General features: G+C 63.1%; 16 protein-coding genes. 10 read left to right on the plus strand and 6 right to left on the minus strand.

The features are described from left to right. Nucleotides 1–4: 4 nt before the first annotated feature. The 3 genes from U1E20_RS04120 (at nt 5) to U1E20_RS04130 (ending at nt 1,223) form a co-directional block, all read left to right on the plus strand. On the plus strand, nt 5–304 hold the full coding sequence (locus U1E20_RS04120) for a c-type cytochrome (RefSeq protein ID WP_409979315.1): 300 nt from the start codon (nt 5–7) through the stop codon (nt 302–304). A 2-nt stretch (nt 305–306) separates the two neighbouring features. Further along, nucleotides 307–681: a GtrA family protein gene (locus U1E20_RS04125; RefSeq protein ID WP_409979316.1), complete on the plus strand. Its 375-nt coding sequence runs from the start codon at nt 307–309 to the stop codon at nt 679–681. A 122-nt stretch (nt 682–803) separates the two neighbouring features. Then, nucleotides 804–1,223, plus strand: coding sequence for a DUF2267 domain-containing protein (locus tag U1E20_RS04130; RefSeq protein ID WP_409979317.1), 420 nt, complete (start codon nt 804–806; stop codon nt 1,221–1,223). 194 nt (nt 1,224–1,417) lie between these two features. Here U1E20_RS04130 and U1E20_RS04135 read toward each other — a convergent pair whose 3' ends face one another. The 3 genes from U1E20_RS04135 to U1E20_RS04145 form a co-directional block, all read right to left on the minus strand. Then, nucleotides 1,418–1,876 (minus strand): SRPBCC family protein, encoded by a 459-nt coding sequence (locus U1E20_RS04135; RefSeq protein ID WP_409979318.1) that lies wholly within the window; start codon nt 1,874–1,876, stop codon nt 1,418–1,420. Further along, nucleotides 1,873–2,250, minus strand: coding sequence for an ArsR/SmtB family transcription factor (locus U1E20_RS04140; protein WP_409979319.1), 378 nt, complete (start codon nt 2,248–2,250; stop codon nt 1,873–1,875). Before U1E20_RS04140 ends, U1E20_RS04135 begins: the two co-directional genes overlap by 4 nt. A 119-nt stretch (nt 2,251–2,369) precedes the next feature. Further along, on the minus strand, nt 2,370–2,849 hold the full coding sequence (locus tag U1E20_RS04145; protein ID WP_409979320.1) for a tautomerase family protein: 480 nt from the start codon (nt 2,847–2,849) through the stop codon (nt 2,370–2,372). 90 nt (nt 2,850–2,939) lie between these two features. Between U1E20_RS04145 and U1E20_RS04150 the strand changes: the two genes are divergently transcribed. Beyond that, nucleotides 2,940–3,671, plus strand: a complete 732-nt coding sequence (locus U1E20_RS04150; protein WP_409979321.1) for a winged helix-turn-helix transcriptional regulator — start codon at nt 2,940–2,942, stop codon at nt 3,669–3,671. Nucleotides 3,672–3,730: 59 nt separating this feature from the next. On the opposite strand, the gene hemF is transcribed toward U1E20_RS04150, so the two are convergent. The 3 genes from hemF to U1E20_RS04165 form a co-directional block, all read right to left on the minus strand. Then, a complete protein-coding gene (hemF, locus tag U1E20_RS04155) occupies nt 3,731–4,681 on the minus strand; it encodes an oxygen-dependent coproporphyrinogen oxidase (RefSeq protein ID WP_409979322.1) in 951 nt (316 codons plus the stop codon). A gap of 62 nt (nt 4,682–4,743) precedes the next feature. Beyond that, a complete protein-coding gene (locus tag U1E20_RS04160; RefSeq protein WP_409979323.1) occupies nt 4,744–5,415 on the minus strand; it encodes an rRNA methylase in 672 nt (223 codons plus the stop codon). Nucleotides 5,416–5,514: 99 nt separating this feature from the next. After that, nucleotides 5,515–5,979, minus strand: a complete 465-nt coding sequence (locus tag U1E20_RS04165; RefSeq protein WP_409979324.1) for a tRNA (cytidine(34)-2'-O)-methyltransferase — start codon at nt 5,977–5,979, stop codon at nt 5,515–5,517. A 212-nt stretch (nt 5,980–6,191) separates the two neighbouring features. Here U1E20_RS04165 and petA point away from each other — a divergent pair, with 212 nt between their 5' ends. The 6 genes from petA to U1E20_RS04195 all read left to right on the plus strand — a co-directional run bounded on the left by petA (nt 6,192) and on the right by U1E20_RS04195 (nt 12,934). Then, entirely contained in the window at nt 6,192–6,722 is a 531-nt protein-coding gene (petA, locus tag U1E20_RS04170) for a ubiquinol-cytochrome c reductase iron-sulfur subunit (RefSeq protein WP_409979325.1), read from the plus strand. Nucleotides 6,723–6,775: 53 nt separating this feature from the next. Further along, nucleotides 6,776–8,014: a cytochrome b gene (locus U1E20_RS04175; RefSeq protein ID WP_409979326.1), complete on the plus strand. Its 1,239-nt coding sequence runs from the start codon at nt 6,776–6,778 to the stop codon at nt 8,012–8,014. Then, a complete protein-coding gene (locus U1E20_RS04180; RefSeq protein WP_409979327.1) occupies nt 8,007–9,122 on the plus strand; it encodes a cytochrome c1 in 1,116 nt (371 codons plus the stop codon). Before U1E20_RS04175 ends, U1E20_RS04180 begins: the two co-directional genes overlap by 8 nt. Nucleotides 9,123–9,262: 140 nt before the next feature. Next, nucleotides 9,263–10,561 carry a homoserine dehydrogenase gene (locus U1E20_RS04185; protein WP_409979328.1) on the plus strand — a complete coding sequence of 433 codons (1,299 nt, stop codon included), beginning with the start codon at nt 9,263–9,265 and terminating at the stop codon, nt 10,559–10,561. A gap of 6 nt (nt 10,562–10,567) precedes the next feature. Further along, nucleotides 10,568–11,557, plus strand: coding sequence for a class II fructose-bisphosphatase (glpX, locus tag U1E20_RS04190; protein WP_409979329.1), 990 nt, complete (start codon nt 10,568–10,570; stop codon nt 11,555–11,557). A gap of 81 nt (nt 11,558–11,638) precedes the next feature. Beyond that, nucleotides 11,639–12,934: an RsmB/NOP family class I SAM-dependent RNA methyltransferase gene (locus U1E20_RS04195; protein WP_409979330.1), complete on the plus strand. Its 1,296-nt coding sequence runs from the start codon at nt 11,639–11,641 to the stop codon at nt 12,932–12,934. Nucleotides 12,935–12,991: the final 57 nt, after the last annotated feature.

The raw sequence follows: 12,991 nt of genomic DNA on the forward strand, positions 1-12,991 counted from the left end.
CGCCATGCGAATTTCGGCCTGTCTCATTTCGATCTTGCTTCTCGTTCCGAGCGCGAAGCGCGCCGATGCCGGCGATGTGTCAGAAGTTCTGGCGCAATGCGCGGCCTGCCATGGCGTCGAGGGAATCGCCAAAAGCGCCGACGTGCCGCATCTTGCCGGACAGCAGGAGCTTTACCTCTTCAATCAGATCAAAGCCTTCCGTTCCGGCGCCCGGCCGCATAAGGAGATGCGCTATATGAGCCGCCAGCTCTCGGAGGCCGAGATGCGGGAGATCGCGCGCTATTACGCCGGGATGCGGCGTTGAGCATGTCGACGGCGCGACAGCTTGCCGCTTATGCTTCGGTCGGCGCGGTCGCGACGGCGGCGCATTACGTCGTTCTCATCGGGCTGGTCGAAAACGCCGGCTGGCGGGCCGTGCCGGCGACGCTCTGCGGCTATATGGTCGGCGGCGTCGTCGCCTATGTCCTCAACCGCCGCCACGTCTTCGCGAGCGACCGTCCGCATGCCGAGGCGACATGGCGTTTCGCGCTGGTCGCCTTCATCGGCTTCTGCGTCACTTTCGTGTTGATGAGTCTCTTCGTCGATCGCTGGGGCGCGCCCTATCTGCCGGCGCAGCTTGTCACGACGGTCGCCGCCATGTTCGCGACTTTCGCGCTGAACCGGCGATGGACATTTGGATGACATGTTAGCCCGCGACAGGCGAGGGCATGCCGCGGCTGAGACGAAGAGCGCGCGCCTCAACCCGCGATCGATTTTCGGTTGAGTTTCGCGCCCGCGCCCGACCTTTTGGAAAGCGAGTTCCCATGCCCATCCCGATGGACATCCAGCATGCAACTGAAGAGTTCGAAGCCTTCCTCGCGGATGCGCGCGATCGCTCGGGCCTCACGACGCGCAATCAGACCTATACGATGGCGCAGGGCGTGCTGCAGACCTTTCGGCGTCGGCTCTCGATCGCCGACGCCATCCGCTTCGCCGGCGCGCTGCCGCCGGTGCTTAGGGCGATTTTCGTCGCCGATTGGGACCCGGAGGAGCCGCAGGCGCCCTTCGGCGATCGCGCCTCGATGATACGCGACGTTCAGGATTTGCGGCGCGATCATAATTTCTCGCCGGAGACCTGTATCGACGATGTCGCCGCCGCCTTGCGCGCGCGCGTCGACGAAGCAGAGTTCGAGCGCGTGTTAGCTACGCTTCCCGCCGGCGCGGCGGCGTTTTGGCGGGTCTAGGGCCACTCGCCAGCGGCGGCGCTGAGAAGAGGATCGGGTGGATGTCGCCGCCGGTCTTTAGTCGGCGCCGCGAATTAAATGCGCCAATAATGCGAGCCTCCAGGCTCGCCGAAGCTCCAGCGACCGATAGAGTTTTTTCATGGCGTCGCTTTAAAGCGGAGATCATCGCGGGCGCGCTATCGACAAGCACTGCTTTATTGAATCAGCCGCTCGATTGTCTCGAAATGCCATTCGGTGCCGCTGCGACGCATCTCGACGCCATCCTTGCCGTCCATGAACACGATCTGCTCGGTGTAGGACACGCGAGTCCGATCGCCGTCAGGTTGAAGGTCGAGGCTGGACAGTGTGACGGAGTGAAGCGCGCCGGAAAGGTGAAGATCATAAACATAGATAAGGCGGCTGTTCGGTTCGACGACGTGATAGCGAGCCTCGAAAAGCGTCGTAACGCCATTATCGAAACGCCCTTCAGCGACTTCGAGACCGCCGACGCGAACATCCATCGAGCGGCGCACTTCAGTCCATTGCTCGGGCGGCCCACGAAACCATTGCGCCTTCACTGCCGGATCAGACCATGCGCCGAAGATGCGTTCCGGCGTCGCCGTCCAGGAACGCTTTATCGTAAATGTGCCGTGAAACAACGGAAGCGCAGTCATTTCTCGCCTTTCTTCGTCGCGGATCTGGAATGCTTGGAATCGACCGGGTTTCCTTCGCTTTCGAGCAATCTTTCGAGCTGGTCGAAACGGCGCTCCCACAATTGTCGGCATTCGCTGAGCCAATGTTCCACGCGCAAGACGGCGTCGCTCGAAATGCGGCACTCGCGCGTGCGGCCGCGCTTTTGCGTGACGACCAGACCGCTCGCTTCGAGCACTTGGACGTGCTGTTGGATCGCCGCGAGCGATGACGCATAGGGCTTCGCCAACTCGCTGACGGAAGCAGGTCCGCGCGAAAGCTGCTCGAGAATGCCGCGTCGCGTCGCATCCGCCAGCGCGTGGAAGGCCCGATCCAGTTCGTTAGAATACTCAACCATGCGCTTGAGCATCGGCGCCGCGCACTGAAAGTCAAGTGGTCACTTAAGTGTTCAGAAAAACCGCGCGCGCATATATGGCGGCGGCGCGACCTTTGCCCGAAATGCAAGCCGATCGAAATTTAGTGGTCCGCAATTCCTGGGGCGAGTTGAAGATTGACCGGGAGTCGTTCCGCCAAAGTACATGGACTTGCCCTATTTTCGCTCACCCATCGCTTTTCGCCGACGGATTCGAATGGGGGAGGCAACTCGCCTTGAAGAGACCACAAATCGAAAGGCGTCTCATCGATGGAGATTTCCCAGTCGTATCCCCGATCCTTGACCCAAGGAGCGATGACTTCGTCGAGAGTCCTGATCCACCATTCTCTGAGGATGGGGCCGGGAACCGTCCTCGCGATTTGATCGATCTTGAAACGAACGAACTTGTTGTGGACTTCGCCGCCCACGAAGCAAGAGCCCGACGGAATCTCTTCAAAAATGATCACCGCATAAAATTTAGGAATCGGCACGCTTGCATAGACGGACGTGATGCGCTCAGCCAAAGCCTTTTTGTCTTCAGCGGTAAACGCCCCGACAGGGTGATAAATTTTCCATAGCGGCATTTTCTCGGTCCTCGTCGTCTTCACAGCCGCCTGCGCCAGGGGCTCGCGCGGTCAAGAGTTTAATAAGTCTGTTCATTGAACCGACAATAGATGATGACGAGTTCATTGACAAGACCTATCTTCGATCTTGGCGCAGAACTCTGCTATGTTTCGAACGGAGGCTTCGCGCACGCAGGTTCTCGCGCGAATGTCAGTGACGCGCCTCTCGGCGCGGCGACGGCTCGCTGGCCGAAGTCAAATGTTCGAATATTGACGAAGGGGGAATCAACCTTCATGGCGTTGGCGCAAAATTACGATCAGCAGGATTGTCCCGTTGCACGTGCGCTCGAACTTATAGGTGAGCGATGGACTATGCTTATCATTCGCGACTGCTTTTTGGGTGTTTCGCGGTTTAATGATTTCCTCGAACACCTCGACATTCCAAAAGCGACGCTCAGCTCACGCTTGGCCAAGTTGGTCGATTCTGGCGTGCTGAAGCGCAAAGAGTATAGAACTGGACAAAGCCACTATGTGCTGACCAAACAAGGCGAGGCCTTGTGGCCGATCTTGTACGGTCTCGCCGCATGGGGCGAAGCGTATCACGCGCCGCGACGTGGGCCGCGACGGATTTTCTCTCACGCCATTTGCTCAACTGTTCTCGACAGCTCGGGCGCATGCCCGAGCTGCAAAATCATTCCAGCCGCGAGCGATGTCGTAATTCAGCCCGGACCGGGCGCAATTCTAAATTTTCGAGACGACGCGGTCGAGCGAGCGCTACAGAAGCCGCATCGTTTTCTATCAAGACTGGCAAACTCGGAGCCGACGGCAAAGCGTCGAGAGTGACGACGGAGGTGGATGCCGCTTTGGGTCGACATGCATACCTGCGCCTCGCATCATCGCTTTTACGGCCACTTCACCAGCGGCGGCATCGAGGAGAGGATTGAATCGACATTGCCGCCGGTCTTCAATCCGAAAATCGTGCCGCGGTCGTAAAGCAGATTATATTCGACGTAGCGGCCGCGCCGCACGAGCTGCTCGTCGCGCTGCGCTTCGCTCCACGGCTTGGCGAAATTGCGCCGCACGAGCTCGGGATAGATGTCGACAAAGCTTTCGCCGACATCGCGGGTGAAGGCGAAATCATCGTCCCACGCGGAATTCCCCGCGTCGCCAGCGCTGTTGAAATAATCATAGAAAATGCCGCCGATTCCGCGCGGCTCATTGCGATGGGCGAGGAAGAAATATTCGTCGCACCATTGCTTGAACCGCGCATAGTCCGCGACCTTATGGCGCTCGCAGGCGCCGCGCATCGCGGCGTGAAAGGCGATCGTGTCTGGGTCGTCCTGGGTGCGGCGCGCGTCGAGCACCGGCGTCAGATCGGCGCCGCCGCCGAACCATGCTTTCGTCGTCATGACGAAGCGCGTGTTCATATGCACGGCGGGAACATTGGGGTTCCAGGGATGCGCGATCAGCGAAATGCCGGTGGCGAAAAAGCGCGGGTCTTCGGCGGCGCCCGGAATCTGCTTGGCGAATTCTGGCGCGAAATTCCCGAACACGGTCGAGCAATGCACGCCGGCCTTTTCGAAGACGCGGCCGTGGATCATCCCCATGCGGCCGCCGCCGCCCGGCGCGCCGCCGATGTTTTGAGCGGCGCTTCCTGAAGTCGCTTCGCTGAGATCCGTTCGGTTCCAGGGGGTGAGCTTGAACCGCCCCGGCCCCTCGGCGTCGGGCGCGAACGGCCCCGGCGCCTCATCCTCCAGCGCCTCGAAGGCGGCGATGATGCGCAGCTGCAGAGATTCGAACCAGGCGCGCGCGGCGCTCTTGCGGGTTTCGAGCTGATCCTGCGCGGCGTTCATGACGTTCTCCTTGAACGCCGCTTCATCACGCCAGCGCCGCGCTATGTCAATTTGGCGGACGCCTATCGGGCGATATTGGCGACCTTCAGCTTCGAACCGTCATGCGGCGCAGCCGGCGCTGCCGCCGCGGCCGCAAAGCCGGCGCGCAGGAACTGCACGAGCGCGGTCTTGACGTTTCTGCCGCGCTCGGTGAGCTCGGTGACGTAGCAGGCGCGGGGCTCGCCGTTCGGCCATTCATGATTGCGCGCTTTCGCCTGGCGCATCTCTTCGAGCACTTGCGCCTTTACTTCGCGCGAGTCCTTCATGGTGATCAGCCCATCGGCCGCCAAATGGCGATCGGCGTTAAGGTCCTCGCTCATTTTCTGATTGGCGAATTCGAAGTCGCACAGCTTGCCCTGATCGCCGACATAGAGAATGCGTTCCACCCAACCGGGCCGAAGCGACAAAATATCGTCGGGCAGCATTTCTTTCATATCCGCCGGCAAAGCCTGATAGATCGCCGACGACTCGGCGATCTGATCGACCTTGAACGCCGCTTTCACATTGAACCCTTCGATGCTTTCGATCTGGGTGAATTTGTCGAAGAGTTTGCCGGCGGCGCCTTCGGCCCGCGAAAAATTGGTCACCAGCGCATAAAGCCCGACGCAGAGAAGTCCGGTGAACAGCGCCGCGTTGAGAGATTTGAGCAGCTTGTCCCAGAGCGCCAGCGAGACGCGAATTGTTTGATGTGTCATGTCGCCCCTCCAGAAATTCATTAACATCGCCTTAAAAACTGGCGATGAATTCCAAAATGGAGGGTCTTTTTATAACGCGCTGTGCGACGCCGCACCTCATCAAAACGTGCGAAGCTGTCGCAACGCCTCGCTCATGACGATTCCCGCGGCCACGGCGACGTTGAGCGAACGCAGACCGGCCCGAATAGGAATGCGCAAGGCCAGATCGGCGGCGGCATGGACCTCTTCTGGCGCGCCGGCGGACTCCCGGCCGACAAGCAGAATATCGCCGTCGCGGTAGTCGCAATCGAGATAGGATACGCTCGCCCGCGTGGACAGCAACAGCAGGCGGCGCGTTTCGCCCGCCCGGCGGCAAGCGGCGCGCCAGTCCTGAAAGGCCGCGAAGGACGCATGTCGGTCAATCATCACGCGATCGAGATAGTCCATGCCGGCGCGCCGGAAGTCGCGGTCGCTGATCGGGAAGCCCGCCGGTCCGATAATCGCCGCGGCGACGCCGAGACAGGCGCAGCTTCGCAGCATGGTCCCGGCGTTCTGAGGGATGTCGGGCTGGTACAAAGCTAGCATTAGAGGAGCCATGCGCGCGTTCCGTCCGATGACATGGGCGAATTTGCGGCATATCGCCGCGAATGCCGCTTTGTCCTTGTGCGCCCGAGGGAATAGCCAAATTTCCCAGGCGCGGCTTGTGGACAGCGGCGGAGATTCGCGTAAAACGGTCGCCTTGGGCGCAGCCGCCGCCTCGGCCGCGAAGACTTGAGAGCGTTGGGAGAGGTTCGAGCGTGACAAGCAAAGACGCCGCCGTGAAACCGGCGGAGCCGAACCGGCGCGACATTCTCTATGTCGCGACGGGCGTCGCCGCCGCGGGGGCCGTGGCCGGCGTTGCGTGGCCGCTGATCGCGCAAATGAATCCCGACGCGTCCACCCTGGCCTTGGCTTCAACGGAAGTCGACCTGTCAGCGATTCCCGAAGGACAGATCGTCACGGTGAAATGGCGCGGAAAGCCTGTCTTCATTCGGCACCGCACGCCAGCCGAAATCAAGGCGGCCGAAGACGTTCCCTTGAGCGAACTGCCCGATCCTGAGCCCGACGCGAAACGCGTGCAAAAGCCTCAATGGCTCGTCATTGTCGGCGTCTGCACGCATCTCGGCTGCATCCCGACCGGCAAGGAAGGCGAATATAACGGCTGGTTCTGTCCTTGCCATGGTTCGGTCTATGACCTCTCGGGACGGATTCGCAGCGGCCCGGCGCCGACCAATCTGGAAGTGCCGCCCTACGCCTTCATCGCCGAAAACAAGATCAAAATCGGCTAGCCAGGCCAAGCGCCTGTTCGTTTTTTGCGCGAGATTGCGAGAGCACAAAGCCCATGGAAGGACATTCCCAATACACGCCCAAAAGCGGCTTCGCGCGCTGGTTGGAGCGCCGGCTGCCGATTCTGAGCTTCGTGCATGATTCCTTCGTCGCCTATCCGACGCCGAAGAACCTCAACTACATGTGGGTGTTCGGCGCGATATTGAGTTTCATGCTCGTCGCCCAGATCGTGACCGGCGTCGTTCTCGCCATGCATTACACGCCGGAGACGACGCTCGCCTTCGATTCCGTCGAGAAGATCATGCGCGACGTGAATTGGGGAACCTTTCTGCGCTACGCGCACGCCAATGGCGCGTCGATGTTCTTTCTCGCCGTCTATATCCATATCTTCCGCGGCATGTATTACGGCTCCTACAAGGAGCCGCGCGAGGTGTTGTGGATTCTCGGCGTCATCATCTTCATGCTGATGATGGCCACCGGATTCCTCGGCTATGTCTTGCCCTGGGGCCAGATGTCGTTCTGGGCGGCGACGGTCATCACCAATCTCTTCTCCGCTATTCCCGTCGTCGGCACGTCGATCACCACCTGGCTGCTCGGCGGCTATTCGGTCGACAATCCGACGCTGAACCGCTTCTATGCCTTGCACTATCTTGTGCCGTTCATCATCGTCGCCATCGTGATCCTTCACGTCTGGGCGCTGCATGTGACGGGCCAGAACAATCCGTCGGGCGTCGAGGTGAAGGACATCAAGAAGGACACCGTTCCTTTCACGCCCTATGCGACGCTGAAGGACGCGGTCGGCATCGTCGCTTTCCTGGTCGTCTATTCCTGGCTGACGTTTTTCGTTCCGAACTATCTCGGCCATCCGGACAATTACATTGAAGCCAATCCGCTGGTGACGCCGCCGCACATCGTGCCGGAATGGTACTTCCTGCCGTTCTATGCGATCCTGCGCGCGATTCCGAATAAGCTGCTTGGCGTCATCGCGCTCTTCTCGTCGATTTTGATCACCGCGGCCTTGCCATGGCTCGACACGTCGAAGGTAAAATCGGCGTCTTACCGCCCGCTCTTTCGCAAGGAATTCTGGCTGTTTCTGGCGGTGTGCATCGGCCTCGGCTATCTAGGCGCGCAGCCGGCCGAAGGCGCTTTCCTTTGGTTCGCGCGCGTGTTCTCGGCCTATTACTTCCTGCACTTCCTGGTGATTTTGCCGGTCCTCGGCAAGATCGAGAAGCCGGAGCCCGTGCCAGAGTCGATCGACGCTTCGATTGTGAGAGGGGAAACCTCCCATGTTTGAGGCGCATGAAATATCGCGCCGCTTCATCGCTTCGATGAAGCGTGGGGCGCTCATTCCCGTCGCCGTGGCCGCGACGCTGGCGCTGCTCAGCCCTGCCTGGGCGCAGGACGAGACGCCGCCAACCGCCGCTGATCAGAGTGCTGAGCCGTCCGCCGCCGATCAGGACAAAGCGCCGCCGGCGAAGGAAAGCGATCAGACCGCCGAGCCTTCCGCGAAGGAAGCCGACAAGGCCAACGAGCCTCCGGCCAAGGAAGCCGACAAGGCTGCCGAGCCTCCAGCTAAGGAAGCTGAGAAGACCGCCGCGCCACCAGCTAAGGAAAAGGAAGCGCATCACGAGGGCGTCAAGCATGAGGAGAAGCCCAAGCGCTTCGACTGGAGCTTCGCCGGCGCCTTCGGCCGCTACGACAAGGCGCAGCTGCGCAGAGGCTTCAAGGTCTATAAGGAGGTCTGCTCCTCCTGCCATTCAATCAAAATGCTCGCCTTCCGCAATCTCTCGCAGCCGGGCGGGCCCGAGTTCTCAGAAAAGGAAGTCGAGGCGCTCGCCGCGAGCTACAAGGTCAAGGACGGACCCAACGAGTCGGGCGAATATTACGATCGGCCGGCGCGTCCGAGCGACCGCTTTCCGCCGCCATTCGCCAATGAACAGGCGGCGCGCGCCGCCCTCGCCGGCAATTATCCTCCGGACATGTCGGTTCTTGCCAAAGCGCGCGGCTATTCGCGGGGATTTCCGCTGTTCTTGCTCGACGTCCTGCCGGGCTTCTCCTATCAGGAACACGGCGTCGACTACATCGTCTCGCTCATGGAGGGCTATGAGGACACGCCGCCAGACGTCAAAATGCCGGACGGCCAGTTCTATGATCCCTATATGCCGGGCCGGCGTCTCGGGATGCCGCCGCCGCTCTCAGACGGCGTCGTGACTTATGACGACGGGGCGCCGCAGACCATCGACCAATACGCCAAGGACGTTGCGGCCTTCATGATGTGGGTCGCCGAGCCGCATCTCGAATCCCGCAAGCGCGTCGGCCTCGGTGTCGTGGCCTTCCTGCTCGTCTTCGTTGGCCTGCTCTATTACACGAAGCGCAAGATCTGGACGGACGTGCCGCATTAAGGGGCGCGCTGTCCTGCGTGGGGCGCCGTTCAGCGGCGGCGCCGACATCGGCGATTTCTTGATCGAAGGCGCCAAATCGGGCACAAGGCGCTACGTCCTTTAGGCGTCGATTGCTCGCCGTTTTTCCCGGAAAGGTTGCAATGTCGGAGATTATGCGCGTCGGCATCGCGGGGCTCGGCACCGTCGGCGCGGCGGTGGCGCGTCTGCTCCGCCGGCAGGCCGAGGCGCTGACCGCCCGCACCGGACGGCGCATCGTTTTAGCGGGCGTTTCCGCGCGCGACGCCGCCAAGGAGCGCGACGCCGATCTTTCCGGCGCGGAATTTTTCCATGATCCGGTCAAGCTCGCGGCCTCGCCCTCGATCGACCTTTTCGTCGAATTGATCGGCGGCTCGGAAGGGCCGGCGCGCGCCAGCGTCGAAACGGCGCTCGCCCATGGCAAGCCGGTCGTCACCGCCAACAAGGCGTTGCTCGCTGCGCACGGCCTGCATCTCGCGTCGCTCGCCGAGGAGAAACACGCCGCGCTCGCCTTCGAGGCTTCGGTCGCGGGCGGCATCCCGATCGTCAAGACGCTGCGCGAAGGCCTCGCCGGCAATTCGATCGAACGCGTCTACGGCATTCTCAACGGCACCTGCAATTACATCCTTTCGCGGATGGAGCAGGAGCAGCTCTCCTTCGAGGAATGTCTGACGGAGGCGCAAAGGCTCGGCTACGCAGAAGCCGATCCGACCTTCGATATCGGCGGTTTCGACACGGCTCATAAGCTTGCGATCCTCACCTCGCTCGCCTTCGGCACGCGCATCGCCGCCGACGCCATCGACATCGAAGGCATTGAGAATGTGACTCTCGCGGACATCGACGCGGCGGCCGAGCTTGGCTATCGCATCAAGCTGCTCGGCGTCGCGCAGCGCACCGTTGACGGCGTCGAGCAGCGCGTCCATCCGACGATGGTCAGCAAGAAATCCTCCATCGCCCAGGTGATGGGCGTCTCGAACGCGGTCACGATCGACGCTGACGCGGTGCATGAGCTGACCCTCGTCGGCCCAGGCGCGGGCGGCGACGCGACGGCTTCGGCGGTCGTCGCCGACATCGCCGACATCGCCAAGGGCGTGCGCTCGGCGCCCTTCGGCCTGCCGTCGTCGAAGCTCGCCGAACTCACGCGCACGCCGATGCGCCGCCATGAGGGCGGCTACTACATCCGCATGTCGGTGCGCGACGTGGCCGGCGCTTTCGCCAAGATCGCGACGCGCATGGCCGAGCGGCGCATCTCGCTCGAGAGCATCGTGCAGCGCGGCAAGCGCGGCGCGCCAGGCGATTGCGTCGACGTGATCCTCATCACCCATGCGACAAGCGAACATCTCGTGCGCGAGGCGCTGGACATGATCTATCAGGACGGCGTCATCGTCTCGCGCGCCCAGGTCATCCGCATCGAACGCGAGTAGCGCGACATGACGCAGCAGCCCGAAACCGACGCGTCGCAGATCGACCGCTATCTGACCTTGGAGCTGGCGCGCGCCTCAGAACGCGCCGCGGTCGCGGCGGCGAGGCTACGCGGTCGCGGCGATGAAATGGCCGCCGATCTCGCGGCGGCGGCGGCGATGCGCGAGGAACTGGCGCGGCTTCCCGTGCGCGGGCGCATCGTGATCGGCGAGGGCGACGAGGACGCCGCGCCGCTGCTCTATATGGGCGAAGAAATCGGCGCGGGCGTCGGTCCCCGCGTCGACCTCGGCGTCGCCGCGCTCGAAGGATCGACGCTCTGCGCCAAGGACATGCCGGGTTCGATTTCCGTCGCCGCCATGGCGCCGGCGGGGTCGCTGCTCCATGCGCCCGACGTCTATATGGACAAGATCGCGATCGGTCCGGGATATGCCGAGGGCACGGTCGATTTAGACCGCGATCCGGGCGACAATGTCCGGGCGCTCGCCATCGCCAAGGGCGTGCGGCCGAGCGAAATTACCGTGAGCATTCTCGATCGGCCGCGCCATGCCGACATCATCCGCGCCTGCCGCAACGCCGGCGCCTGCGTGCGACTCATCACCGACGGCGATGTCGCGGCGATCATTCTCACCACCCATCCTTCCGAAACCGGGGTCGACATGTATCTAGGCCGCGGCGGCGCCTCGGAAGGCGTGCTTGCCGCCTGCGTGCTGCGCTGCGCCGGCGGTCAGATGCAGGGCCGGCTGGCGCTCGAAACGCGCGATCAGATCGCCAAGGCGCAGCGTTTCGGCCCGATCGATCCGCGCCGCAAATATTCGGTCGGCGACATGGCGGCCGGCGATGTCGTCGTTTGCGTGACCGGCGTCACCGCGGGACCGCTGGTCGGCGGCGTATCGCTCGGCCAGACGACGATCGACACCGAGACGATCGTTTATCGCTCGGCGACCGGCACGATCCGCCGCATCCACGCGATGCACCAGGCGGTGGGGAAGTTCGATTGAGGCGTTGCAGCTGGTTCTCGACGAGACCGTCGCATTGCAGACGAAACCAATTCGATTGCGAAAGGTAGCAGCGCCGCGCCAATGACTCCCGCCGCCCATGTCTCCGCCGCGATCGAAGTGCTCGACGACATTGCGAGGCGCCGCCGGCCGGCGGCTGATGCGCTGAAGGATTGGGGCATCGCCCATCGCTTCGCCGGCTCCAAGGATCGCGCCGCCATCGCCAGCCTCGTCTTCGACGCGCTGAGGAAGCGCGCTTCGGCGGCCTTTGTCATGGGAAACGATACGTCTCGCGCGATCATGCTCGGCGCGCTGCGCGAGGCGCGCGGCTTTGAGGCCGCGGCGATCGCGGCGGTCTGCTCGGGCGAACGCCATGCGCCGGCGCCGCTCTCGGATGCCGAGCGCGAGAGGCTGGAGACGGCGTCGCTCGACGCCGCGCCGGACCATATGCGCGGCGACTACCCCGAATGGCTCGCGCCGCGTTTCGAAGCGGCCTTCGGCGCCCGCGCGGCGGAGGAGGGCGCGGCGCTCGCCGCCCGCGCGCCGGTCGATCTGCGGGTCAATCTTCTCAAATGTTCGCGCGAACAGGCGCTGGAAAAGCTCGCGCATCTTGCGCCGGCGCCGACGCCGCTCTCGCCAATCGGTCTGCGTATCGACGTTGGGCGGGGGCGGGGGCCGGCGCTGACCGCCGAGACCGCTTATGTGAAAGGTCTCGTCGAGCTTCAGGACGAAGCCTCGCAGCTTGCAGCGCTGCTCTGCGCCGCCGCGCCCGGCGAACAGGTTCTCGACCTTTGCGCCGGCGGCGGCGGCAAGACGCTGGCGCTCGCGGCGCAGATGCACAATCGCGGGCAGATCTACGCCCATGATTCCGACGGACGCCGCCTCGCGCCGATCCATGAGCGGCTGGAGCGGGCGGGGGTCCGTAATGTTCAGGTCCGGGCGCCGCGCGGCAAGGCCGATGTGCTCGCCGATCTCGACGCGCGCTGCGATCTCGTTGCGATCGACGCGCCCTGCACCGGAACCGGCGCCTGGCGTCGCCACCCCGACGCGAAGTGGCGCCTCGCGCCGGGCGCGCTCGATGCGAGGCTGAAGGAACAGGCGGCGCTGCTGGAAGCGGCCGTGCGCTTCGTGAAGCCGGGCGGGCGGCTTGCTTACGTCACCTGCTCGGTCCTGCGCGAGGAAAATGAGGACCGGATCGCCGCCTTTCTCGCGGAGCACTCCGACTTCGCCGCGCTTTCGGGCGCCGCATTGGCGGAAAAGGCTGGCTTGCCCGACCTCGCCCGCTTCGCCTCGCCGCATGGGCCCGGCATCCGCCTCTCGCCGGCGACAAGCGGCACGGACGGGTTTTACGTGTGCGTGATCAGGCGCGCCGATCGTTAGCGTCGCGCCCGGTCCAGAAGGGGGGGCGCTGAGCCTTGCCGCTTCCATCCCACGTCT

The sequence above is a fragment of the Methylocystis sp. genome, from assembly GCF_046349115.1.
Classification (GTDB): Bacteria; Pseudomonadota; Alphaproteobacteria; order Rhizobiales; family Beijerinckiaceae; genus Methylocystis.

Bases quoted from the DNA above. Each gene is read 5' to 3' on its own strand.
- U1E20_RS04120 (WP_409979315.1), top strand. From the start codon at position 5: ATGCGAATTTCGGCCTGTCTCATTTCGATCTTGCTTCTCGTTCCGAGC.
- U1E20_RS04125 (WP_409979316.1), top strand. From the start codon at position 307: ATGTCGACGGCGCGACAGCTTGCCGCTTATGCTTCGGTCGGCGCGGTC.
- U1E20_RS04130 (WP_409979317.1), top strand. From the start codon at position 804: ATGCCCATCCCGATGGACATCCAGCATGCAACTGAAGAGTTCGAAGCC.
- U1E20_RS04135 (WP_409979318.1), bottom strand. From the start codon at position 1,876: ATGACTGCGCTTCCGTTGTTTCACGGCACATTTACGATAAAGCGTTCC.
- U1E20_RS04140 (WP_409979319.1), bottom strand. From the start codon at position 2,250: ATGGTTGAGTATTCTAACGAACTGGATCGGGCCTTCCACGCGCTGGCG.
- U1E20_RS04145 (WP_409979320.1), bottom strand. From the start codon at position 2,849: ATGCCGCTATGGAAAATTTATCACCCTGTCGGGGCGTTTACCGCTGAA.
- U1E20_RS04150 (WP_409979321.1), top strand. From the start codon at position 2,940: ATGATGACGAGTTCATTGACAAGACCTATCTTCGATCTTGGCGCAGAA.
- hemF (WP_409979322.1), bottom strand. From the start codon at position 4,681: ATGAACGCCGCGCAGGATCAGCTCGAAACCCGCAAGAGCGCCGCGCGC.
- U1E20_RS04160 (WP_409979323.1), bottom strand. From the start codon at position 5,415: ATGACACATCAAACAATTCGCGTCTCGCTGGCGCTCTGGGACAAGCTG.
- U1E20_RS04165 (WP_409979324.1), bottom strand. From the start codon at position 5,979: ATGCTAGCTTTGTACCAGCCCGACATCCCTCAGAACGCCGGGACCATG.
- U1E20_RS04175 (WP_409979326.1), top strand. From the start codon at position 6,776: ATGGAAGGACATTCCCAATACACGCCCAAAAGCGGCTTCGCGCGCTGG.
- U1E20_RS04180 (WP_409979327.1), top strand. From the start codon at position 8,007: ATGTTTGAGGCGCATGAAATATCGCGCCGCTTCATCGCTTCGATGAAG.
- U1E20_RS04185 (WP_409979328.1), top strand. From the start codon at position 9,263: ATGTCGGAGATTATGCGCGTCGGCATCGCGGGGCTCGGCACCGTCGGC.
- glpX (WP_409979329.1), top strand. From the start codon at position 10,568: ATGACGCAGCAGCCCGAAACCGACGCGTCGCAGATCGACCGCTATCTG.
- U1E20_RS04195 (WP_409979330.1), top strand. From the start codon at position 11,639: ATGACTCCCGCCGCCCATGTCTCCGCCGCGATCGAAGTGCTCGACGAC.